Below are 23,081 nucleotides of genomic sequence, written 5' to 3' on the forward strand. Positions count from 1 at the left end.
TGCGCGAAACGCGCACCCATATCTGGCTGCGTCCGAATAATGATTGAGGAGGCCGGTCCCGTGACGAATATCCAGGAGATTCTCAAAAAGCCCAATGTTGCGGTGATCACCGGTGGCGCATCCGGCATCGGCCTTGCGGCGGCAAAGCGCTTTGCCAAGGCGGGTATGAGCGTCGTCATCGCCGATCTCGATGGCAACCGGCTGGCAGCGGCTCGTGGCGAACTCGAAGCCATTGCCGGCCAGGAGCGTGTGATGGCAGTCGAGACGGACGTTTCCGACAAGTCTTCGCTGGAGGCGGTCGAACAAGCTGTCGTTCAACGCTTCGGCCGCGTCCATGTGCTGATGAACAACGCCGGCATCGGTCCGGAAACCTCGATCTTCAGCGCTCAGGCAAACTGGGACAGCATCCTCGGCGTCAATCTCCTCGGCGTCATCAATGGCACGCGGGTCTTCGGAGCGAATATGCTGGCACATGGCGAGCCCGGGCTCATCATCAACACCGGCTCCAAGCAGGGCATTACAACTCCTCCGGGCAATCCTGCCTACAATGTGTCGAAAGCAGGCGTGAAGGTTTTCACCGAAGCCCTCGAGCACGAACTGCGCAATACCGAAGGCTCGAAGATATCTGCCCATCTTCTGATCCCGGGCTTTGTCTTCACCGGCCTTACAAAGGGTGACCGCAGCGAAAAACCCGCGGCCGCCTGGACACCGGAACAGACCGTCGATTTCATGATCGAAAGCCTGGAGCGCGGCGATTTCTATATCCTTTGCCCAGACAACGACGTCGCCCGCCCCCTTGACGAGCGCCGCATGGCCTGGGCGATCGGCGACATCATCGAAAACCGCCCGCCGCTTTCGCGCTGGCACAAGGATTATGCCGACAGGTTCAAGGCCTTCCTTGAAGAAAAGCGATAGGCGGATCATCAGGATTGATTGGTAATTTTCTGAAACTTGGATAAGAAAGACCAACGCTTATCAGCTTTCAGAGAGTGCCATGGACTTCCTGCCGAGCATTGCGACCCTTCTCGCCTTTTCCGCGGCCAGCCTGCTTCTTGCGGCCACGCCCGGACCGGACATGACGCTCTCAATCAGCCGCGCTCTGTCTCAGGGCAAGAAGCCGGCACTCTACGTCGTCTTGGGCACCAGCCTCGGCATCGTGGTTCATACGATGCTGGTTGCTTTCGGCATCTCGGCGCTGATCACCGCCTCGCCGACCGCCTTCCTGATCCTCAAAACCGGAGGTGCTGCCTATCTTCTTTGGCTGGCTCTTCAAGCGATCCGTTTCGGTTCGAAGCTTTCCGTCGAGCAGGTCAGCGAAGCCAAGGGCACGCCGCTTTCCAATATTTCCGTTGGCTTTTGGGTCAATCTTCTGAACCCGAAAGTCATCATCTTCTTCATGACCTTCCTGCCGCAATTCGTAAGCGCGGGCGATCCGGCCGTCACGCACAAGCTGCTCTTCCTCGGCTTTTTCTTCATCCTCATCGGCATGCCGGTGAACGCCCTTGTGGTTCTCGCTTCCGACTGGCTTGCGGGCTGGCTGCAGAAGAACAGGAAGATCCTGCGCGGAATGGACTACACGTTCGCGGGGGTCTTTTCGATCTTCGCTGTAAAGATATTTCTCACGCAGGCACGCTGATCGCGCCCGCTCAGCCGATCAGCAGTGCATCATCGTCCAGGGTCTGTCCGCGCATCTTGCGGAACATCGCGATCAGGTCTTCGACTTGCAGATCCTTGCGACTGTCGCCGCTGACATCCAGCACGATTTCGCCGCCATGCAGCATGACCGTGCGGTGTCCGTAGTCCAGCGCCTGGCGCATGGAATGGGTCACCATCAGCGTGGTCAGCTTGCGCTCTGAGACGATCTTTTCCGTGAGGTTCATGACAAATTCCGCCATGCCTGGATCAAGTGCGGCCGTATGTTCGTCGAGCAGCAAGACCTCCGAGCCTGCCAGCGTCGCCATGACCAGGGAAACCGCCTGCCGCTGGCCGCCGGATAGCAGATCCATGCGATCAGCCATACGATTTTCGAGGCCGAGGTTGAGTTCGCTGATCCGGTCGCGGAAAAGATCGCGGCGCTTGAGGCCGAGGGCCGCCACCAATCCGCGCCGCTCGCCGCGCCGAGCGGCAAGAGCAAGATTCTCCTCAATCGACAGGGAGCCGCAGCTTCCCGTCAGCGGATCCTGAAAGACGCGTGCGACAAGCCCCGCCCGCGCAGCCGTCTGCTTGCGCGTCACGTCGATATCGCCGATCAGCACCTTCCCCTCGCTTGCCAGAACGTCGCCGGCGAGAACGCCGAGCAGCGTCGATTTGCCCGCACCGTTGGAGCCGATGACGGTCACGAAGGAGCCCTGCTCGATGGTCAGGCTGACGCCGTTTAGCGCCCGCTTCTCCAGCGGCGTGCCCTTACCGAAAACGACCTTGATATCCTCGATGCTGATCATGATGGGGCTCCTCCGCGGCGAAGTCGGGGAAGAATGAGCGCGATGGTCACGAGAACGGCCGTCACGAAATTGAGGTCCGATGCTTGGAGACCGATCATGTCGGTGGAAAGCGCCAACTGAATGGCTATGCGGTAGATGATCGAGCCGAAGACACAGCCGATGAGCGCAATCAACAACCCGCGGCGGCCCAGCAACGTTTCACCGATGATCACGGCGGCAAGGCCGACCACGATGGTACCGACACCGGACGTCACATCGGCAAAACCGTTCGTCTGCGCAAAGAGCGCGCCGCCGAGCGCGACAAGAGCATTCGACATCGCCATGCCAAGGTAGATCTGCCTGCTGGTGTCGACGCCCTGCGCCCGCGCCATCCGCGCATTTGCACCCGTTGCCCGCATCGCAAGTCCGGCATCGCTTTCGAGGAAGCGCCAGACTACGATCAACGCGATGACGACGAGAACGCCGACGAAGAGCGGCCGGACGTAGAAGTCGCGAAGGCCATGACCGAAGAACGGACTGATCATCGTATCGGCATTGATCAACGCGACATTGGGTTTGCCCATGACGCGCAGATTGACCGAGAAGAGCGCAATCATGGTGAGGATCGAGGCAAGCAGGTTGAGAATCCGAAAGCGCACATTGAGGAGCGCCGTCACTACGCCGGCCGCAGCACCGGCGATCATAGCAACCAGCGCTGCCAGCCAAGGATTGACGCCGGCAATGATCAGAACCGCTGTCACCGCCGCGCCGAGGGGAAAGGAGCCATCCACCGTCAAATCGGGGAAATCGAGGACGCGGAAGGCGAGATAAACGCCAAGAGCAACGAAGGCGTAGACAAGCCCAAGCTCCACGGCACCCCAAAATGCGATCTCACTCAAGGCGGTCGACCCTCTTTTTCTTCGTTTGCCCTTCAATCGTAAGGGCATGAATATCATCAGCCGCTCCCGTTTAGAAACAGGAGCGGCCGAGCGCAATATCGATCATTGCGAAAGCTGGTGGTTATTCGATGACGCGATTGGCGCGTTTGAGAACGCTTTCCGGTAGCTTAACGCCCATCTTCTGAGCCGCGGCGCTGTTGATGATGAGATCGCTGCCGGCGGCAACCTTGACCGGAATATCACCCGGATTTTCGCCCTTCAGGACACGAACCACGACATCGCCGGTCTGCTTGCCAACGTCATAATAGTTGAAACCGAGCGCTGCGATCGAGCCGCGTGAAACGGAATCCGTATCGGCCGTAAAGAGCGGCAGCTTGCTTTCTTCGGCAACGGCTACGGCACCCTCCAACGCCGAGATGATCGTGTTGTCGGTCGGGACGTAGATCGCATCGGCACGGCCGACCAGCGCGCGCGCAGCACCCTGGACTTCCGCAGACTTCGTCGCTGCGGACTCAACAACGCCCATACCGGCCTTCTCCGCCTCAGCCTTCAAGACCGCAAGCAACGACACGGAATTGGCTTCTCCGGAATTGTAAAGGTAACCGATCGTCTTGGCGGCAGGCAGGATCTCCTTGATCAGCGCAACATGTTCGGCAACCGGCGACATATCGGAAAGCCCGGTGACGTTGCCGCCGGGCTTGTCCATATCCTTGACGAGCTGGGCGCCGAGCGGATCGGAAACGGCAGTGAAGACCACTGGAATGTCGCGGGTCGCGGAAACCACAGCCTGCGCCGACGGCGTGGAGATCGGCACGATGACGTTCGGCTCCTCGCCTGCGAACTGGCGGGCGATCTGCGCTGCGGTGGCAGGATTTCCCTGTGCGGATTCAAAGAGGAACGTGAGATTCTCACCTTCCTTATAGCCTGCCGCGGCAAGCGTATCCTGGACGCCCTTGCGCACGGCATCGAGCGCCGGGTGCTCGACGATGGCCGTCACAGCGACCGTGACGCCATCAGCCTTGGCAGGCAAGGTAAGGGCAAGAACCGCCGCGACGGCGAGCGAGATCAAACGCATGAGAGTCCTCCATCGGTCATGAGGGGCTTCTAGGAAAACCCCGCGCCGCAATCAATCGCAAAGAACTGCTGCAAGGATCAAACTTGCTGATCAATCGTCCACGCCGTGATTGGCGATCATCATCGCCTCGAATGCCAGGCGTTCGGTCTTGCGCATGCGCTCGGATTCCGATTTCAGCTGGCCGCAAGCGGCGAGAATGTCGCGGCCGCGCGGCGTACGGATTGGCGAGGCGTAACCTGCCGAATTAATGAAATCGGCAAACTTCTCGATCTGCGCCCAGTCAGAACACTGGTAGTTCGTGCCCGGCCAGGGATTGAACGGGATCAGGTTGATCTTGGCAGGCACGCCTTTCAGGAGCTGGATCAGCCCCTTGGCATCTTCCAAACTGTCGTTGACGTCCTTCAGCATCACATATTCGAAGGTGATGCGGCGTGCATTCGAAAGCCCTGGATAGGCCCGGCAGGCCTCGATCAGCTCCTTCAGCGGATACTTCTTGTTGATCGGTACGAGAATGTCGCGCAGGTCGTCGCGCACGGCATGCAGCGAGATCGCCAGCATGACGCCGATCTCGTCTCCAGTGCGGAAAATCTCGGGCACGACGCCGGAGGTGGAAAGCGTGACGCGGCGCTTCGACAGCGAAAGCCCGTCACCATCCGTGGCGATCAGCAGTGCCTGCTTGACCGCATCGAAATTGTAGAGCGGCTCGCCCATTCCCATCATGACGATGTTGCTCACCTTGCGGCCTTCCGACGGCACCATGGCGCCGAGCGGAATGTCGCGGTCCGGGAAATCGCCAAGCCGGTCGCGGGCAAGCAGGAGCTGCGAGAGGATTTCTTCCGCTGTCAGGTTACGCACCAGCCGCTGCGTACCGGTATGGCAGAAGGAACAGGTGAGGGAACAGCCGACCTGGCTGGAGATGCAGAGCGTGCCACGACCTTCTTCCGGGATATAGACGGTTTCAACTTCGACGGGACGGCCGGCGCCGCGCGGCGGAAAGCGCAGCAGCCACTTGCGGGTGCCGTCATTGGAAACCTGCTCTTCGACAATCTCGGGGCGCGCAATGGTGAAATGCTGCTTCAGCATTTCTCGCATGTCCTTGGCGATATTCACCATCTGATCGAAATCGGAGATGCCGCGCACATAAATCCAGTTCCAGAGCTGGCTGACGCGCATCTTCACCTGTTTGTCAGCAACGCCCCTCTCGCGAAGAGCATGACCCATTTCCTCTCGGCTCAAGCCTATCAGCGAGGGCTTCGGAGAAAGCTCTGTGCGCGGCTGCCCCGCAGGCTTGGTGATGGTCACGGCATCCATGACGGACATGGTCTCTTATCCCGAAATCAAACTGCGCTCATCCCGGTAAGCCGGAGGACTTGGCGGGCGGCATCGGCAGTTGGCAGAAAATTGAATGACGGAGCAGCAGCAGCATATGCCGCGATCTTTCCGCAGTTGCGCGCGGCTTTATCATCATTTTCGCCGCGCGTCACTATAGATGAAAACGCCAAAGGCCGGCGCAAGGCCGGCCCTTTAACTTCAAGACAGAGCAAGGTGGCTTACTTGCAGCTTTCGATCTGCTTCAGCGAAGCGGAGATACCGGAGAGCGAGTAGCTGTAGGATGTGGCAGTGCCTCGGCGCGACGTCGCATTGACCGTCATCGACTTTCCGCCCTTCATGGCTGCCACAAGCGCGGGTTCCTGCGCCGCGTTCTCGACCCAGCCGGCTTTATCCTTGGTGAACATGACGAAGCTCTTGTTGTCGATGACGACTTCGATCTTCGAACCGTCCTTGACCGTGTAGCCCATCATCGCTTGCGGCTCATAGGAGATGTTCTGGCCAGGACGCTGCGAGACGATGAAGAAGTTGTCGCCGTGGTCAATGCCAGCCGGCTTCTTTTCGGTCGGCACGGACAGCACATAGCAAACATTGCCGGTGCCCTGCTTATAGGAATAGGCGCCCCAGGCCTGGAATTGCTGGATGCGTGTCGGCGCAGCAGCAGTCTGCTGTGCTCCTGCAGCTCCGGCCGTGATGAGCAACGAGTGCGAGAGCGGATACGATACTTTTTACAAACATGGATTTCCTGCCGGTTCTAGCGATTCAGCGCCCTGTCGGAGCGAGCGGCGTCTTCGTCACGATCTGCTTTATTTTGACTTAATTCAGGTTACCAAAGCGTCAACGGAGCCTGCGAATTGTCTCCACGTGTATCATTCCGGCCTGAGTGTTAACGTATGACGCGATTGCGCTCCGCGACGACATTCTGCCCTGATGGCGTGATGCCATCCCTTCGAGGAGATTTAAGACATAAAGATTCAGGCAAGAGTTTGACCTTCCAAAATTCCGTTGCAGGGTCATTAAGACATTGGAAATCCGTCAAAGAATTGCCTGCGCAAACGTGCTGGAAGCCGAAACGCCCTAGATCGTTTTCATGCCTTCCGGCTGATCGGCAAGCGCTCGATCCGCCGCCTCGTAGTGTTTCGCTTTCATATGGCTGTTGACCATTGCGAAAGCCGCCGAGAGCACCGCAATATCGTCCGAAAAGCCGATCAGCATAAAGATGTCCGGGACCATGTCGAAAGGCAGGATGAAATAGGCGAGAGCCGCAAGCAGAATGCCGCGCACGCGCGTCGGCGTTTCCGGATCGAGCGCGCAATAGAAGCCTGCGACCAGATCCCGTGAAAACGGAATCTGCCGCACCGCCCGCTTGAAGGTCGGCCAGAACTTTTTGCCGTACAGCCTTCTCCCGCCGGCTCTGGGTATCTTCGTCCCCGGGCAGCAGGATTTCACCGAATTTGACCTCGTCCATTCCCGTGTTCCCTTTGGTGCATGCGAAGATATGGTGATGGCTTTAACAGATTCAATGCAATCTGCCCGCGCCGCCTTGTCCATCGCCTTGGCAAGCTTGAAGTCGAGTTCGGTCAATCCACCTGCATCATGCGTGTTCAGCTTCACCTCGACCCTGGAATAGACATTGAACCATTCCGGATGGTGGTTGAGCTTTTCTGCCACAAGCGCCGCCTTCGTCATGAAGCCGAAGGCTTCGACGAAGCTTGCGAATTTGAAGGTTTTCGAGATCGATGCCCAACCATCATCCAAAGACCAACCCGCCAATCTCGGCAAGCTGGCTGTCGATCGCGCTCCGTTCCAGTTTCTCCTGTTTCATGTCATCGCTGCTCCATCTCTTCAGTCAGGTCTCTTCATGAAACGCGTCAGCATTCTCTTTGTTTGCATGGGCAATATCTGCCGCTCTCCGCTCGCCGAAGGCGTTTTCGCTCATATTGCAAGGCAGAGCGGTCTTGCCGATCGGTTCAAGATTGATTCCAGCAGGTACCGGCGGCTGGCATCAAGGCAAACAGCCCGATAGACGCTCGATCGCAATCGCACGAGCCCACGGCATTGACATTACAGGGCAACGTGCCCGCCGTGTCCGCCTTCAAGATTTCGAAGAGTTCGATCTTGATCCTTGCAATGGACCGCGCCAATATTGCCGAGCTTCGCGCGATGAGCGCCGGGCGCAGGCAACATAATGCTTTTCGGCGATACCGCGCTTCAGACTGGCGAAGATATTCCGGACCCCTACTTATGGTGGCCCGGAAGGCTTCGAATTGATCTATACGAGGCTTTTGACCGGCTGCATCGCATTGGTGGACAAGTTCGGCGCCGACCAAGCCTCGCTGCAGCGGGAACACTTCTTCCGTCGAGATAGGGCCCACCGCCGACCGATTCGCGCGAAGAAAGCAGCACGAAGCGTGGAACGGTGAAGGATGACGTCTGGAAATTGCCTCGGCTGGAAAGGTAGTGGACGACGTCATCGACGCGCGAGGACTTCATCCGCGCCAGCGTCACATGCGGGGTAAATTTTCGGGGATCCGGCGGCAGGCCGATCCGCTGGCAGATGCGCTCGAGTTCAGCCTGTAGCGCATACATTTCCGGCGAGGGCGAAACGCCTGCCCAGACGGAATGCGGCTTCTTCGAGCCGAAAGAGCCGATGCCGTCAAGGCGGATCTGAAATTCGGGCCGATCGATCCGGTCCAGGCGCTCAACGATCTCGTCAGCAGTGCGTCCATCGACATCGCCGATGAAGCGCAGCGTGATGTGGTAGTTCTCCACATCGATCCATCTTGCACCGGGAAGACCACCGCGCAGCAATGAAAGGCTCATCGCCGCATTGCGCGGAATTTCGAGGGCGGTAAACAGTCTCGGCATGACGAGCACTCCCCGAATCTTTTGCAGGTGCTCACACGCGAATCACGCATTCGACACCTGCGCAAGCCCCTATTTCTTCACAGTAGAAATCGTCCCGATGAATTCCGTGACAGCCGGTTCCATCTTCTGAACCATGACATCAATGCCCTTCGCGTTCGGATGCATTCCATCATCCAGCTTCAGACTGCGTGTCCATCACGACACCGTCAAGGAAAGAAGGGTAAAGCGGAACCTGATGTTTTTCCGAGAGTTTTTGGTAGATTGGATTGAAACGCGCAGCATAATCCCCACCCATGTTCGGCGGCGCCATCATGCCCACGAGCAGCACGGCGATGCCGCGATTCCTTTAGCCGGGCAATCATCGCGTCCAAGTTCTTTTCGCTCTCTTCCGGGGCAATACCGCGCAACGCGTCGTTGGCGCCAAGCTCCAAGATGACGCCGTTGGTGCCATCGGGGACCGACCAATCGATTCGCGCCAGCCCACCGGTCGTCGTGTCCCCCGAAACGCCGGCATTGGCGATGGAAACATCGACGCCTTTGGCCTTCAAGGTTGCTTGCAGCTTCTCCGGAAAGCCATCGCCGGGTGGCAATTGGTAGCCTGCCATCAGGCTGTCGCCGAAGCCGACAAGGTTGATCGTCGCAGCATTGGCACTCGTGCCGAAAATCAACGAAGCGGTAATGACAGCGATGTGAAGCGCGGCAACTTTAAATCTCATGCTGCTTTCCCTAGATTGGCAAGGTCTTTGCAATTCATATAGGGCGATTTTCTATTGGCAAAAACCATCATCGAGCTCAAGCAGGCAGATTTGACGCTGGGCAACGCGGCAGCCTCCGTTCATGTCTTGAAGGGTATCGACCTTTCGGTCGCCGCCGGCGAGTCGGTCGGCATCGTCGGTCCGTCCGGCTCGGGAAAGTCCACGCTGCTGATGGTCCTCGCCGGCCTTGAGAGGCTCGATAGCGGCGAGATCAATATAAACGACACGCCGTTGCACGCCCTCAGCGAAGATCAGGTCGCCGATTTCCGTGGCCGCAATATCGGCATCGTCTTCCAGTCGTTTCATCTGATCGCCAATATGACGGCACTTGAAAACGTCGCGGTCCCGCTTGAACTCGCAAACGTGCCGAACCCCTTCGACATCGCCCATCGCGAGTTGAAATCGGTCGGGCTCGGCGAGCGGCTGAGCCACTACCCGGGCCAGCTTTCGGGCGGCGAACAGCAGCGTGTCGCCATCGCGCGCGCTCTTGCGCCCTCGCCAGCCCTCCTGATCGCCGACGAACCGACCGGTAATCTCGACACCGATACCGGCCGCCAGATCGCCGATCTGCTCTTTTCCAAGCAGGCCGAACGCGGCATGACACTGCTGCTCGTCACGCATGACGTCTCGCTTGCCAATCGCTGCTCGCGGCAGATCAAAGTCCGTTCCGGCAAGATCGAAGGCGATAGCGCGGCGCGTCATTCCGAAGCGGCCATCGCATGAAGCTTGTCGCCCCACGCACCGCGCTTGCCTTCCGCCTTGCCCTTCGCGAACTGCGCGGCGGTTTCAGGGGCTTTTACATCTTCCTTGCCTGTATCGCACTCGGCACCGGTGCGATCTGCGCCGTCAATTCCATCTCGCAGTCGATCACCGACTCGATCGCCTCCCAGGGCCAGGAACTGCTCGCCGGTGACGTCCGCTTCGAGCTGAACAACCGTGAAGCAACCCAGCCGGAGATGAATTTCCTGCACGGCCTCGGCCAGGTTTCCATCTCAACCGGTCTTCGTTCCATGGCACGAAAGCCAGACGGGTCGGATCAAGCGCTCGTTGAGGTCAAGTCGGTGGATGATACCTATCCGCTCTATGGCAAATTCACGGCCGAACCGGATTACCCCCTTTCGGCTCTGCTTTCCGATCAGAACGGAACCTATGGCGCCGTTGCAGCGCCCCTCCTGCTGGAGCGGCTCGGTCTTGCAGTCGGCGACGAGATACTGCTCGGCAATGCCACCCTCAGCATCACCGGCACGGTGAAGACCGAACCGGACGCGCTTTCAGAAGGTTTCGGATTTGCGCCACGGCTGGTGGTCAGCCGCCAGGCCCTGGTTGCTTCCGAACTCATCCAGACCGGCAGCCTCGTCGAGCATGTCTACAAGATTAGGCTCGATGCCCCCTCCGAGCGCGGGAGCGTTCGCGACCGCGCCACCAGGGAGTTCCCATCGGCGGGCTGGTCGATCCGAACCAGCGACCGCGCGGCCCCGTCTCTGACCGAAAATATTACCCGCTTCTCGCAATTCCTGACGCTCGTCGGCCTTACCGCACTCATCGTCGGCGGTGTCGGCGTCGCCAACGCCGTGCGGGCCTTTCTGGATGCGAAGCGCACGACGATCGCGACGTTCAAATGCCTGGGGGCCCCTGCTGGCGTCGTCGTCCTCGTTTATCTCTTCCAGATTGCGATCATCGCGTTCGCCGGCATCCTGTTCGGCCTCGTCATCGGCGCCTTGTCGCCGATGCTTGCCGCGCAATTCCTGGCACAATTCCTGCCGGTTTCCACCGAACCGACGCTCTATCCGGACGCGCTGCTGCTAGCTGCACTCTTCGGCATCCTGACGACGCTCGCCTTCGCTATCATGCCGCTCGGCCATGCCCGGGAAGTGCCTGCAACCGCGCTCTTTCGCGAACAGGGTTTCGAGGCACGCCGCCTGCCCTCGTTGCCTTACATTTTGCTGGCCGCGCTCTTCATGGCTGCGCTCGCCGGCCTTGCGATCGTTACCGCCTATGACCGATACATCGCCGTCATCTTCGTCGGCGCGATTGTCTTTGCCTTCGTCATCTTGCGCGCCGTTGCAGCACTGATCGCCTGGCTCGCCAAGCGCAGCCCGCGTGTCAATTCACCAGCGCTCAGGCTTGCAATCGGCAACATCCATCGCCCTGGCGCACTGACGCCATCCGTCGTCCTCTCGCTCGGCCTCGGCCTCGCGCTATTGGTCACCTTGACGCTCATCGACGGCAACCTGCGCCGGCAATTGACCGGCCGAATGGCAAACGGCGCACCGAATTTCTTCTTCGTCGACATTCAGAGCGCCGAGGTCGAAAACTTCCGAAACCTGATCAGCCGGCAGGCGCCGGAAGGCAAGCTCGTGGAAGTGCCGATGCTGAGGGGCCGCATTCTGGCGCTGAACGGCAAGGACGTGACCAAGATCCAGGTGCCGCCCGGCGGCCAATGGGTGCTGCGCGGCGACCGCGGCATCACCTATTCCCAGACGGTACCGGAAAACGCCTCGCTGACAGAGGGAAGCTGGTGGCCGCAGGACTACAGCGGCGAACCGCTTGTCTCCTTCTCCTCGGAAGAAGCCAAGGAACTTGGTCTCAAAATCGGCGATACCGTCACCGTAAATGTGCTCGGCCGTAACCTGACGGCCAGGATCGCAAACCTGCGGAAAGTCGAGTGGGAATCGCTATCGATCAATTTCGTCATGGTCTTCTCGCCGAACACCTTCCGCGGCGCTCCGCATGCTTGGCTTGCAACGCTGACCGATCCCTCGGCGAGCCCGGCCATGGAAGCGGCTATCCTGAAATCCGTGACCAATACATACCCGACGATCACCAGCGTGCGCGTCAAGGACGCAATCGATATTGTCAACACGCTGGTCGCGCAGCTCGCAACCGCGATCCGCGCCGCGGCCTCCGTTGCGCTCATCTCCTCCGTTCTGGTGCTTGCCGGCGCGCTTGCCGCCGGCAACCGGGCCCGGACACACGACGCCGTCGTCCTGAAGACGCTTGGCGCGACGCGGGCAATGCTCATCCGCGCCTTCAGCTACGAATATCTGATCCTGGGGGTTGCAACAGCGGTCTTTGCATTGATCGCCGGCGGCGCTGCGGCCTGGTTCATCGTCAGCCGCATCATGCGGATGCCTTCGACCTTCCTGCCGGATGTCGCCGGCCTCACGCTGGTCACCGCGCTGGTCCTGACAGTCGGCATCGGGCTCATCGGCACCTGGCGCATTCTTGGCCAGAAGGCAGCACCCGTTTTGCGCGAACTATGAATCTGCGGCTGATAAAATCCCTTCACCTTACGGCGATTTAACCCGATCGCGGGTTGCAAGGGCCTTGTTTGCAAAAGGCGAAAGGCTCATATTACCGGTAGGCATGCTGGAGCTCCGCAGCGGCGCCCGGGTCGTATAGCCCGACACCGTATACCCATCGGAGCTTTTAAGAGGAAACTATGGCTGACCTTCGTAACTACCAAAGCCGCGCACAAACTGGCGAGATGATCGATCAGGGCCTGCGCTCCTATATGCTCAAGGTCTACAACCTGATGGCGCTGGGTCTGGCGATCACGGGTGTAGCGGCATTTCTGTCATTCCAGCTCGCTTTTGCCGATGGTCAATTGACCGCCTTCGGCCAGGCGATCTATGTGAGCCCGCTGAAGTGGGTGGTGATCTTCGCTCCGCTGGCTCTGGTGTTTTTCTTAAGCTTCCGGATCGGCCGCATGAGCGTTTCCGCAGCGCAGACGACCTTCTGGGTCTATGCCGCGCTGGTCGGATTGTCGCTCTCGTCGCTGCTGCTGATCTACACGGGCGAGAGCGTCGTTCAGACGTTCTTCATCACGGCAGCCTCCTTCGGCGCACTGTCGCTCTACGGCTACTCGACAAAGCGTGACCTGTCGGCGATGGGCTCGTTCCTGATCATGGGCCTCTTCGGCTTGATCATCGCTTCGCTCGTCAACATTTTCCTGGCCTCCTCCGCGATGCAGTTCGCGATCTCAGTGATCGGCGTCCTGATCTTCGCAGGCCTTACTGCCTACGATACGCAGCGAATCAAGGAAATGTACTTCGAAGCCGATGACGTTGCCGTCGCCGGCCGAAAGGCGATCATAGGCGCGCTGACGCTCTATCTCGACTTCATCAACCTCTTCATGTTCCTGTTGCAGTTCCTCGGCAACCGCAGGTAAGTGAACAGCATCACCGAAAAGGCGGCTCCGGCCGCCTTTTTTATTGCACGTCGAGCGATGGAGTGTTTTTTAAGGGCATTCATCAACGACCGGCCGATCCAATGCCTTTCTTTCTTCGTGACGCCACTCCTTCCGACCTTCCCGCAATCTCGGAAATCTATCGCGAATCAGTCCTCAACGGCGTCGCGAGCTACGAGATCATCCCGCCTTCGCAATCCGAAATGGCCTCTCGCTTCTGCGCAAATACCAGTCTTGGATATCCCTATATCGCGGCGGTTGATGAGAATGGAGCCCTGCTCGGCTATGCTTATGCTTCCGCCTTCCGCACCCGGCCTGCCTATCGCTGGACTGTGGAGGATTCAATCTATCTCGCGCCTGCAGCGCGCGGCCTTGGCATTGGCCGGGCACTGCTAACAGCGCTGATTTCACGCTGCACGGAACTCGGCTTCCGCCAGATGGTAGCCATCATCGGCGGCGCCCATCCGGCCTCGATCGCGCTTCATCGCGCATTGGGTTTCGAAGAGACCGGCCTGCTGAAGGGTACCGGCTACAAACACGGCCGCTGGCTCGACACGATGATCATGCAACGGCCGCTCGGCGATGGCAAAGACAGCGATCCTCATCCATCGGTCTATCCCGGCACGCTGTTTGAGGGCTGACGCCGTCACGTCTCGACGAGTTTGAGAACCTTGTTGAAGATCTTCAACACCTGCTGCAGCTCATGGCCGCGCTTGAGGATCATGCCGTTTGCATTGATCACGCAATAAGCGCCCTGCTTGGCGGCGAGCCTCGGATCTTTCTCGATGCGGAAAAGCGGCATCTCCCCTGAACGTTTGAACACGGCGAAGACCGCCTTCTCCTTCAGGTGGTCGATTGCGTAATCTTTCCACTCGCCTTCGCCAACCATCCTTCCGTAGATCCACAAAATCGCATCCAGCTCGCGACGATGAAAGGTCACCGGCGGCGGGTCCTTGCTTTGCTTGTACTCTTTTAAATCGACGACGACCGAGGAACTACTACTGGCGGAACGGGCGTCGCCATGCCGCAAATCCGGCTGATCTGTCATCAGTCTCCCAAGCCTCCACTTATGACAGGAGAACGACAGTTTGCCCGAGCCACATCAAATTGCAAGTGCAGCTACCATCACATTAAACATATGCTATGCAATCTCCCAAGCGCCGCATTTCAGTCAAAACAGCGCCTCATTTCCGGAGGAAGTTCGCTCACCGATTTGGCGCCAGCGCGCCAAAGGGCCCGGCTGAGCGTATCGACCTTAACCCCAGCCCCGAATACGATCAGCCGGGCCGCCTCATTCCATCCGCCTCGAAGCGGTAACCCGATCAGATATTCTTGCCTGCCATGACGATTGTTGCGCCGACGATCGCAGCCGGATCGCCGTCCGTTGTCGTCGCCTGAAGCAGGATGGCGCACCCCTCCAGTCCTGGCTTCTGCAGAACGCTTGCGGGCAGCGTCAAGCTTGCCGCCTTGCCATCCCACATGCCGACTGTTTCGATATCGCTGACGCTGTTGAGATAGGAAATCTTCTTGCCGCTGTTTTCGCCCTTTTCGACGTCGATCGTCTTTTCCTTGTCGAAATAGACGAGCACGACATTGGCCTTACCCTCGCCGGCGCCGATCTTGATCTCGAGCTCGTCGCCGCGCAGCTGCGCGTCCACGGGCACGGTCAAGCCTTTGCCTTCCGTCGAAAATGCATCGATCTTGCCATAGATGGCGGACAGGTCCGAGCCAGTCAGGTGATCGCGGCCGTTCACCACGACCTGCGGTGTGTAGACGTTGCTGCGGCCCATCATCCGCGCATAACCATACTGGCGCTCAGTGTTTTCCTTCGAACTGAGCGTGTCCGTCCACCCAAGATAATTCCAGTAGTCCACATGATAGGCGAGTGCGATGACATCGCCCTGGCCAACCAGCTTCCGGAAGGCGGCATCGGCGGGAGGACAGGACGAGCATCCCTGCGAGGTGAAGAGTTCAACGACGCCTTTCAGTTTGCCATCTTCGGCATGAAGCGGCGCTGTAAGCACCATACCGGCGACCAGCGAAATCAAAAAACGCGGCGACATTCCAACCTCTTTTTCCAGAGACGCGCAGCAGACCGAAAACCGCAGGCCCTGACTTACGCCCGTAGAGATAATCCTTCCGGCTGCAAACGGGAAGTCACGAAGGGGTGAGACGCCACCCGTCGGCATCGCTGCTAGAACACATCGGCGTGAGATGGAAACCCGCAAAGAAAAACCGCCGGAGATTGCTCTCCGGCGGCCATTATCTGGCATCTTTCTTAACAATCAGGCAGCGAGATCGCGCAGAACCGTCTGCAGAATGCCGCCGTTGTTGAGGTAGATCACTTCGTCGAGCGTATCGACGCGCGACAGGAGGGGAACCTCCTTCACCGTGCCGTCGCTGTAGGTGATCTTGGCGATCTTCTTCTCGCGCGGCTTGATGTTTTCCAGGTCCTCGATGGTAACGGTCTCGTCACCCTTGAGGCCAAGGCTCTGCCAGGTCGTGCCGTCTTCGAAGACGAAGGGGATGACACCCATGCCGACCAGGTTCGAGCGGTGGATACGCTCGAAGGACTGCGCGATAACGGCCTTGACGCCGAGCAGGTTGGTGCCTTTCGCCGCCCAGTCGCGCGACGAACCGTTGCCGTATTCGACACCGGCGAAGATGACGAGCGGAACGCCCTCTGCCTTGTACTTCATGGCGGCGTCGTAGATCGATTCCTCTTCCTTCGACGGATAGTGGATCGTGTAGCCGCCTTCCTTGCCGTTCGGGCCGAGCATGTGGTTGCGGATGCGGATGTTGGCGAAGGTGCCGCGCATCATCACTTCATGGTTACCGCGGCGCGTGCCGTACTGGTTGAAGTCCGCGACCCCGACATTGTGCTCGAGCAGATAAGAACCGGCCGGCGACGCAGCCTTGATCGAACCGGCCGGAGAAATGTGGTCGGTGGTGATCTTGTCGCCGAACAGGCCTAGGACGCGAGCGCCCTTGATGTCCGAGGTGCCGCTGCCCTTCTTGCCCATGCCGACGAAGTAAGGCGGGTTCTGGACGTAGGTCGAGTTGTCGTCCCAGGCGTAGGTCTGCCCCGGAGGAACCTGGACGGCCTGCCAGTTTTCATCACCCTTGAAGACATCCGCATACTTCGTTTCGTAAAGTTCGCGGGTGACGTACTTGAGGATGAACTCCTGAACTTCCTTCGAGGTCGGCCAGATGTCCTTGAGATAGACCGGCTTGCCGTTCTGGTCTTCGCCGATTGGCTCCTTGGTCAGGTCCTTCTGGACAGTGCCGGCGAGCGCGTAGGCAACGACGAGCGGCGGGGATGCCAGATAGTTCGCCTGGACATCCGGCGAGATACGGCCTTCGAAGTTGCGGTTGCCCGAAAGCACGCCCGAAACGATGAGGCCCTTGTCGTTGATCGTCTTCGAGACCGGCGCCGGCAGCGGGCCGGAATTGCCGATGCAGGTCGTGCAGCCAAAGCCGACGAGGTTGAAGCCGAGCTTGTCCAGGTCGGCCTGCAGGCCGGACTTGGCAAGATATTCGCCGACGACCTGCGATCCAGGCGCCAGCGAAGTCTTGACCCAGGGCTTGGTCTTCAGGCCCTTGGCAACGGCGTTGCGGGCGAGCAGGCCGGCAGCAATCAGAACCGACGGGTTGGAGGTATTGGTGCAGGATGTGATGGCGGCAATGGCAACATCGCCATGGCCGAGATCGAAGTCCGTACCTTCGACCGCATAACGGTTCGAAAGCTGGCCGGGCTTCTTGTAGTCAGCGTCCATCGACGTGGCGAAACCGGACGCGATGTCTTCGAGCGCGATGCGGCCCTCAGGACGCTTCGGACCTGCCATCGACGGCACGACGTCGCCGAGGTCGAGTTCCAGCGTGTCGGTGAACACGAGGTCGGAACCATCGCCTTCGCGCCACATGCCTTGCGCCTTCGAATAGGCTTCAACGAGCGCGATCCTGTCATGCGTGCGGCCGGACATGGTGAGGTAGTTGACGGTTTCGCCGTCGACCGGGAAGAAGCCACAGGTCGCGCCGTATTCCGGACCCATGTTACCGATCGTCGCGCGATCGGCGAGCGGCATGTTGTCCATGCCGGGGCCGAAGAACTCGACGAACTTCGAAACGACGCCCTTCTTGCGCAGCATCTGTACGACGGTCAGAACGAGGTCGGTCGCCGTGACGCCTTCCTTGAGCTTGCCGGTGAGCTTGAAGCCGATGACTTCCGGCAGGAGCATCGACACCGGCTGGCCGAGCATGGCGGCTTCTGCTTCGATACCGCCGACCCCCCAGCCCAGAACGCCGAGGCCGTTGATCATCGTCGTGTGCGAGTCGGTACCGACGCAGGTGTCCGGATAGGCGATCGTCTCACCGTCCTCATCCTTCGTCCACACGGTCTGGCCGAGATATTCGAGATTGACCTGGTGACAGATGCCGGTGCCGGGAGGAACGACGCGGAAATTCTTGAATGCCTGCTGGCCCCACTTCAGGAAGCGGTAGCGCTCGCCGTTGCGCTGGTATTCAAGTTCGACGTTCTTGGCGAAGGCCTGTGGCGTGCCGAATTCATCGACGATGACGGAATGGTCGATGACGAGGTCGACGGGCACGAGCGGGTTGATCTTTTCAGGATCGCCGCCGAGCGAGACCATTGCGTCGCGCATCGCAGCAAGATCGACCACCGCCGGAACGCCAGTAAAGTCCTGCATCAGCACGCGCGCCGGGCGATAGGCGATTTCGTTTTCGACGGAGCCCTTGTTGTTCAGCCATTCGGCGACCGCGAGGATGTGCTCCTTGGTGACCGACTGGCCGTCTTCGAAGCGCAGCAGGTTCTCGAGCAGAACCTTCATCGAATAGGGAAGCTTCGACACGCCCTTAAGACCATTCGCTTCAGCCTTCGGTAGGCTGTAATAGACGTAGTCCTTTCCGTTCACGGAAAGCGTGGAGCGACAATTGAAGCTGTCAAGAGATTTAGACACGAGAGACCCCGTTTCTGATAGCCAACACAGTCGTGCGGACGCCTATGCACTAATGCACATCAGGATGCGGGTACGGCCATTTCCGCTGTCCGCACGTGGAGAGGTTTCTCCAAGTTCGGCGCAAGGATGAAATTCACGCCGGCCGCTGGCGTGGTTGCGGGTCTTATAGATAATTTCTAAGAAAGGTGCCAGAGAGGGCTCGGCCCATTTGGGACATTTTTTGCGTCGCGGTGACTAAAAACTTATTGAACGGAAAACCTATGCGTCTCGACGCCTCCAATCTCGCTGCCAGGCGGGGCGAAGACCTGATTTTCGCAGACGTATCCTTTCGCCTTGACGCAGGCGAAGCGCTGGTTTTGACTGGGAAAAACGGATCGGGAAAGTCGACTTTGCTGCGCGTCGTGGCCGGTCTTTTAAGGCCTGAAAGGGGCACAGTTGAATTCACTGATTCGCGTGGTGAAACGGACCGGCATGCGCGCGAGGTCAGCCACTATCTCGGCCACCGCAATGCGATGAAAAGCGAGCTAACCGTTTCCGAAAATCTCGCCTTCTGGCAAAACTTTCTCGGCGACGTCCTCGGCGTCTCGGAACTGTCGATCGAAGACGCCGCTGAGGCCGTCGGCCTTTCGGACATTACGCATCTTCCCTTCGGTTATCTCTCCGCCGGCCAGCAACGCCGCTTTGCCTTCGCCAAGCTGCTCGTTGCCTACCGCCCGGGTCTGGATTCTCGACGAACCGACCGCAGCACTCGATGCCAGCGCCGACCGCTTGTTTGCCGGTCTCATCGACGCCCACCGCAGAAAGGGCGGCATCGTTGTCGCCGCGACCCATCAGCCGCTCGGGCTTGAGAGTGCCCGGGCATTGAAGATGACGGGGTTTGCGGGTGTGGATCGAGGAGTTTGGGGTTGATGAAGTTTGTGGCACACAAGGACACCGTTACAGCTTGCGGAACGGAATGTTTGTAGGCAGCAAACGGCGCCGCACGTTAGCCCCTTTCCTCTTGTGGGGAGGGGTTAGGGAGCGGTCCTTGGCCATCCGCGAAGAGGGACACCTCAAATGACCGCCCTCTTCTTCCGCGATCTGAAACTCTCCATCCGCGCCGGCGGCGGCGCTCTCATCGGCGTGCTGTTTTTCCTCACCGTCGTCGCTGTCATCCCGTTCGGCGTCGGGCCGGACCTGAACCTGCTTTCCAGGATCGGCCCCGCCATCGTCTGGATTGGCGCGCTGCTTGCGGCTTTGCTGGGCCTTGACCGACTTTTCCAAGCCGAACGCGACGACGGTTCGCTGGACTTGATGCTGATGCAGGAAACGCCGCTCGTACTGACGGTTCTTGTCAAATGCTTCGCGCATTGGACGGCGACGAGCCTGCCATTGGTGATTGCCTCCCCGTTCCTTGGTCTCTTCATGAACATGGACGAGGTCGCGATCGGTGCTACGATGCTGACGCTCTTGGCCGGCTCGCCCGCCATCACCTTCATCGGCGCCGTCGGCGCGGCTGTCGCCGTCGCCCTTCCGCGCGGCGGGCTGCTGGTCTCGATCCTTGTTCTGCCATTGACCATTCCGGTGCTGATCTTCGGCGTCAGCGCCACCTATGCGGCAGTGGAAGATCCGGCACCTTTCCTGCCGCCCTTCCTCATTCTGATCGCATTGACGATGTTCTTTGCCGTCATCGGTCCGGCAGGCGCAGCGCTGGCGCTGCGAAACACATCGGATTGATTGGCTCTTTGATCACGATCAATTGCGGGAACACCGCGTTCAAGGTAAAGAACCGTTCATGAGCGAAACAAGCCTTGCCATCAGCAAAATCAGCGATCTCGCCAATCCGACGCGGTTTCTGGCGCTGGCGCAGCGCACCATCCCGTGGATGGCGGCGGCAACGGCGCTCTGTCTCATCATCGGATTGTACCTCAGCTTCTCGACGAAAGGCGACTACCAGCAGGGCGAAACCGTCCGCATCATGTATCTCCATGTGCCTTCGGCCTGGCTTTCGATGATGTGCTACACGGTGATGAGCATTTCGGCGATCGGCACGCTCGTCTGGCGCCATCCGCTGGCCGATGTCTCCGCCAAGGCCGCCGCACCGCTCGGCGCCGCCTTCACGCTGCTTGCATTGGTCACCGGTTCTCTCTGGGGCAAGCCCATGTGGGGCACCTGGTGGGTCTGGGACGCGCGGCTGACGTCCGTCTTCATCCTCTTCCTGATGTATCTCGGCCTAATTGCGCTGAACCGCGCCATCGATGATCCGTCAAGGGCCGCGCGTGTCACCGCGGTTCTGATCCTCGTCGGATTCGTCAATATCCCGATCATCAAGTTCTCGGTCGACTGGTGGAATACACTGCATCAGCCTGCGAGCGTCGTGCGCCTCGCCGGCCCGGCGATCGACCCGGAGTTCCTGCGCCCGCTTTTCGTGATGGCAATCGGCTTCACGCTTCTCTTCTTCACGCTGCACATCATGGCGATGCGCAACGAAATCTGGCGGCGCCGCGTTGCCGCCCAGCGCCGTCTTGCCGCGCGCATGGCAAGCCGTGAGGATTGAGGGATGACGCACGCCTTTTACGTTTACAGTTCCTATGCGTTCGCCGCTTTCGTCACCATCGCCGTGACGCTGTGGATCTGGATGGACGGGCGCGCGCGGCAGAAGGAACTGGCGGCCCTGGAAGCTTCCGGTATCCGCCGCCGTTCGGCGCGTCCGAAGGATAGCGAATGAGCGCGCCGCAAGCAGATCGGCCAAAACCACGCGGCTTTGCCCGTTATGCGCTGGCATTGATCCCGCTTGTCGTTTTCGGCGGCATTGCCGCAACGGCAGCAAAGATGCTTTACGATCAGGATTTCCACGGCAAGAACATTTCCGAGATCCCTTCAGCGCTGATCGGCACCAAAGCTCCGGAATTAAACCTGGCACCCCTGGAAGGGTCCAATCTGCCGCCGCTGACGGATAGCGCGATCAAGGGCAAGCTGACGCTGGTCAATGTCTTTGCCTCCTGGTGCCTTCCTTGCCGGGAAGAGCATCCAATCCTGACGGAACTGGCAAAGGACAACCGGCTCAACATCGTCGCGATCAACTACAAGGACAAGAACGACAGCGCGCTGCGTTTCCTTGGCGAGCTCGGAAACCCCTATGCCGCAATCGGCGTCGATCCCAATGGCAAGGCGGCGATCGACTGGGGCGTCTATGGCATTCCGGAGAGTTACCTGGTCGCCACCGACGGCACGATCCTCTATAAACGCGTCGGCCCCTTCGACGACGTCAGCCTCAAGGAAGGCCTCTATCCGGCAATGGAAAAGGCGCTCGGGAAACCGGTTTCCTAAACCGCACCCTGCCAGGCCTTGACCGCCTCGACCGGAAAGGTCAGCATCAGCACGTTGAGCGTCAGGTTGTCACGGATCATGTAACCCGTGAAAATCTCGAAGAAGATCGCGCTGGCGACTGTGAGCGCGATCGGAGCGCGGGCAGCGAAGAAGAAGCCGGCGACCATGAAGACTGTGTCCATGGCCGAGTTCAGGATACTATCGCCGTAATAATCGAGGGAGATCGTCGCCGCACGGTAGCGGTCGATGATGATCGGCGAGTTCTCGAGCAGTTCCCAGCCGGATTCGACGACGAGCGCCAGAAGCAGGCGGACGGCGATCGGTCTGTTACGCATTACGAGATGCGCCAGCCCATAGAACAGGAAGCCGTGAATGATGTGGGACGGCGTGTACCAGTCCGAAAGGTGCTGGGAATTGCCGCTCGAGTTGACGACGCCTTCCCACAGCTTGACATAGCCGCAGGTGCAGATCGGCGTGCGGCCCATTATGTACTCGGCAGCGATCTGGACGATCAAAACCGCCAGGCAGGCCGCGAACCAGAAATTCTGATGTCTCGTTCTTTGCGCTGCACTGAATGCCGTCACTTCTCGGTCTCTCCTGCAGGAGTTATCGAATGCTTCAGGATGAGCGGCATCTGCGCCATGGTGAAGATGATGGTGATCGGCATCGTCCCCCAGACCTTGAAGGTCACCCAGAAGTCATCGGAAAAATTGCGCCAGACGACTTCGTTCAGCACGGCAAGGAACAGGAAGAAAACGCCCCAACGGACCGTTCAGCTTGCGCCAGCCTTCAGCGTCGAGCTGAAAGGCCGCGTTGAAGACGTAGCCGAGCAGCGACCTGCCAAAGGCAAGCCCGCCCAGCAACGCGACACCGAACAGCGTATTGACAATCGTCGGCTTCATTTTGATGAAGGTTTCGTTCTGCAGGTAGATTGACAGCGAACCGAAGATCAAAACGACGATGCCCGACACGAAGGGCATGATCGGCAGATGGCCAAGGACGAGCTTGGAAACGACGAGCGAGACGATCGTCGCCGCCATGAAAAGCCCCGTCGCCACGAAGAGCGGCCCGCCGAGTTCGGACAATGCAGGGAATCTTTCGACCAGCCACACGCCGCGCAGATTGGCAAAGAAGAAGATCAGCAGCGGCCCGAGTTCCAGCGCCAGCTTCAGCATCGGATGGTGCCGGTCGGCGGCGCTGGGAGTAATATCGCTTTCAGTGGTCATGTATTCGTCAAACCCGTTCGTCGTTCGCGCGCCTT

The 23,081-nt window shown here is 59.4% G+C and carries 20 protein-coding genes and 7 pseudogenes; 13 read left to right on the top strand and 14 right to left on the bottom strand.

The features are described from left to right. Positions 1–60 precede the first annotated feature (60 nt). Both ACW4PC_RS12860 and ACW4PC_RS12865 read left to right on the top strand, forming a co-directional pair. Positions 61–915, top strand: a complete 855-nt coding sequence (locus ACW4PC_RS12860; protein ID WP_455874059.1) for an SDR family NAD(P)-dependent oxidoreductase — start codon at positions 61–63, stop codon at positions 913–915. 79 nt (positions 916–994) lie between these two features. Next, positions 995–1,636, top strand: a complete 642-nt coding sequence (locus tag ACW4PC_RS12865; RefSeq protein WP_455874060.1) for a LysE family translocator — start codon at positions 995–997, stop codon at positions 1,634–1,636. A 10-nt stretch (positions 1,637–1,646) separates the two neighbouring features. Here ACW4PC_RS12865 and ACW4PC_RS12870 read toward each other — a convergent pair whose 3' ends face one another. From ACW4PC_RS12870 to ACW4PC_RS12900, 7 genes and pseudogenes are all read right to left on the bottom strand, one after another. Further along, positions 1,647–2,441 (bottom strand): ABC transporter ATP-binding protein, encoded by a 795-nt coding sequence (locus ACW4PC_RS12870; protein ID WP_455874061.1) that lies wholly within the window; start codon positions 2,439–2,441, stop codon positions 1,647–1,649. Next, on the bottom strand, positions 2,438–3,319 hold the full coding sequence (locus ACW4PC_RS12875) for an ABC transporter permease (protein WP_074070462.1): 882 nt from the start codon (positions 3,317–3,319) through the stop codon (positions 2,438–2,440). The genes ACW4PC_RS12870 and ACW4PC_RS12875 overlap by 4 nt, the downstream gene beginning before the upstream one ends. 121 nt (positions 3,320–3,440) lie before the next feature. Beyond that, entirely contained in the window at positions 3,441–4,394 is a 954-nt protein-coding gene (locus ACW4PC_RS12880; RefSeq protein WP_455874062.1) for an ABC transporter substrate-binding protein, read from the bottom strand. Between the two features lie 90 nt (positions 4,395–4,484). Then, positions 4,485–5,714, bottom strand: a complete 1,230-nt coding sequence (gene rlmN / locus ACW4PC_RS12885) for a 23S rRNA (adenine(2503)-C(2))-methyltransferase RlmN (protein WP_455874063.1) — start codon at positions 5,712–5,714, stop codon at positions 4,485–4,487. 230 nt (positions 5,715–5,944) lie between these two features. Then, positions 5,945–6,461 (bottom strand): annotated as a pseudogene (locus tag ACW4PC_RS12890) (invasion associated locus B family protein). Positions 6,462–6,800: 339 nt separating this feature from the next. Beyond that, positions 6,801–7,191: pseudogene (locus ACW4PC_RS12895) on the bottom strand (YkvA family protein). A gap of 68 nt (positions 7,192–7,259) precedes the next feature. Then, positions 7,260–7,548 (bottom strand): annotated as a pseudogene (locus tag ACW4PC_RS12900) (4a-hydroxytetrahydrobiopterin dehydratase); the annotation flags it as partial. A 66-nt stretch (positions 7,549–7,614) separates the two neighbouring features. Here ACW4PC_RS12900 and ACW4PC_RS12905 point away from each other — a divergent pair. Together ACW4PC_RS12905 and ACW4PC_RS12910 are read left to right on the top strand one after the other, a co-directional pair. Next, entirely contained in the window at positions 7,615–7,749 is a 135-nt protein-coding gene (locus ACW4PC_RS12905) for an arsenate reductase/protein-tyrosine-phosphatase family protein (protein ID WP_455875002.1), read from the top strand. Continuing rightward, positions 7,700–7,912, top strand: coding sequence for an arsenate reductase/protein-tyrosine-phosphatase family protein (locus ACW4PC_RS12910; RefSeq protein ID WP_455874064.1), 213 nt, complete (start codon positions 7,700–7,702; stop codon positions 7,910–7,912). The genes ACW4PC_RS12905 and ACW4PC_RS12910 overlap by 50 nt, the downstream gene beginning before the upstream one ends. Before the next feature lie 83 nt (positions 7,913–7,995). Here the strand turns inward: ACW4PC_RS12910 and thpR are convergent. Further along, positions 7,996–8,591 (bottom strand): annotated as a pseudogene (thpR, locus tag ACW4PC_RS12915) (RNA 2',3'-cyclic phosphodiesterase). 69 nt (positions 8,592–8,660) lie between these two features. Continuing rightward, positions 8,661–9,307: pseudogene (locus ACW4PC_RS12920) on the bottom strand (arylesterase). 54 nt (positions 9,308–9,361) lie between these two features. On the opposite strand from ACW4PC_RS12920, the gene ACW4PC_RS12925 reads away from it, so the two are divergent. From ACW4PC_RS12925 to ACW4PC_RS12940, 4 genes are all read left to right on the top strand, one after another. Beyond that, on the top strand, positions 9,362–10,069 hold the full coding sequence (locus ACW4PC_RS12925) for an ABC transporter ATP-binding protein (RefSeq protein WP_455874065.1): 708 nt from the start codon (positions 9,362–9,364) through the stop codon (positions 10,067–10,069). Further along, positions 10,066–12,609 (top strand): ABC transporter permease, encoded by a 2,544-nt coding sequence (locus ACW4PC_RS12930; RefSeq protein ID WP_455874066.1) that lies wholly within the window; start codon positions 10,066–10,068, stop codon positions 12,607–12,609. Before ACW4PC_RS12925 ends, ACW4PC_RS12930 begins: the two co-directional genes overlap by 4 nt. Before the next feature lie 179 nt (positions 12,610–12,788). After that, a complete protein-coding gene (locus tag ACW4PC_RS12935) occupies positions 12,789–13,517 on the top strand; it encodes a Bax inhibitor-1/YccA family protein (protein WP_022717367.1) in 729 nt (242 codons plus the stop codon). A gap of 101 nt (positions 13,518–13,618) precedes the next feature. After that, the gene (locus ACW4PC_RS12940) at positions 13,619–14,176 is read left to right on the top strand and encodes an N-acetyltransferase family protein (protein ID WP_455874067.1); all 558 of its coding nucleotides are present in this window, start codon (positions 13,619–13,621) and stop codon (positions 14,174–14,176) included. A 5-nt stretch (positions 14,177–14,181) separates the two neighbouring features. Here the strand turns inward: ACW4PC_RS12940 and ACW4PC_RS12945 are convergent, their stop codons facing one another. The 3 genes from ACW4PC_RS12945 to acnA all read right to left on the bottom strand — a co-directional run bounded on the left by ACW4PC_RS12945 (position 14,182) and on the right by acnA (position 18,511). Next, positions 14,182–14,583 (bottom strand): DUF2794 domain-containing protein, encoded by a 402-nt coding sequence (locus ACW4PC_RS12945; protein WP_455874068.1) that lies wholly within the window; start codon positions 14,581–14,583, stop codon positions 14,182–14,184. Between the two features lie 274 nt (positions 14,584–14,857). Beyond that, entirely contained in the window at positions 14,858–15,598 is a 741-nt protein-coding gene (locus ACW4PC_RS12950) for a DUF1223 domain-containing protein (RefSeq protein WP_455874069.1), read from the bottom strand. A 222-nt stretch (positions 15,599–15,820) separates the two neighbouring features. Beyond that, entirely contained in the window at positions 15,821–18,511 is a 2,691-nt protein-coding gene (gene acnA / locus ACW4PC_RS12955; RefSeq protein WP_455874070.1) for an aconitate hydratase AcnA, read from the bottom strand. A 260-nt stretch (positions 18,512–18,771) separates the two neighbouring features. On the opposite strand from acnA, the pseudogene ccmA reads away from it, so the two are divergent. The 5 genes and pseudogenes from ccmA (at position 18,772) to ACW4PC_RS12980 (ending at position 21,820) form a co-directional block, all read left to right on the top strand. Next, positions 18,772–19,420 (top strand): annotated as a pseudogene (gene ccmA, locus ACW4PC_RS12960) (heme ABC exporter ATP-binding protein CcmA). A 147-nt stretch (positions 19,421–19,567) separates the two neighbouring features. Next, positions 19,568–20,227, top strand: a complete 660-nt coding sequence (gene ccmB / locus ACW4PC_RS12965) for a heme exporter protein CcmB (RefSeq protein WP_039846396.1) — start codon at positions 19,568–19,570, stop codon at positions 20,225–20,227. 58 nt (positions 20,228–20,285) lie between these two features. Further along, positions 20,286–21,047, top strand: coding sequence for a heme ABC transporter permease (locus ACW4PC_RS12970; protein WP_239596556.1), 762 nt, complete (start codon positions 20,286–20,288; stop codon positions 21,045–21,047). A gap of 3 nt (positions 21,048–21,050) precedes the next feature. After that, complete coding sequence (ccmD, locus tag ACW4PC_RS12975; RefSeq protein WP_455874071.1) at positions 21,051–21,218, top strand: heme exporter protein CcmD; 168 nt, start codon at positions 21,051–21,053, stop codon at positions 21,216–21,218. Next, the gene (locus ACW4PC_RS12980; protein ID WP_455874072.1) at positions 21,215–21,820 is read left to right on the top strand and encodes a DsbE family thiol:disulfide interchange protein; all 606 of its coding nucleotides are present in this window, start codon (positions 21,215–21,217) and stop codon (positions 21,818–21,820) included. Before ccmD ends, ACW4PC_RS12980 begins: the two co-directional genes overlap by 4 nt. Here the strand turns inward: ACW4PC_RS12980 and ACW4PC_RS12985 are convergent. Further along, complete coding sequence (locus tag ACW4PC_RS12985) at positions 21,817–22,404, bottom strand: DUF2585 domain-containing protein (protein WP_455874073.1); 588 nt, start codon at positions 22,402–22,404, stop codon at positions 21,817–21,819. The two genes, ACW4PC_RS12980 and ACW4PC_RS12985, sit on opposite strands and share 4 nt — an antisense overlap. Continuing rightward, positions 22,401–23,046: pseudogene (locus ACW4PC_RS12990) on the bottom strand (septation protein A). Before ACW4PC_RS12990 ends, ACW4PC_RS12985 begins: the two are co-directional and overlap by 4 nt. Positions 23,047–23,081: the final 35 nt, after the last annotated feature.

Source organism: Rhizobium yanglingense (assembly GCF_977109285.1).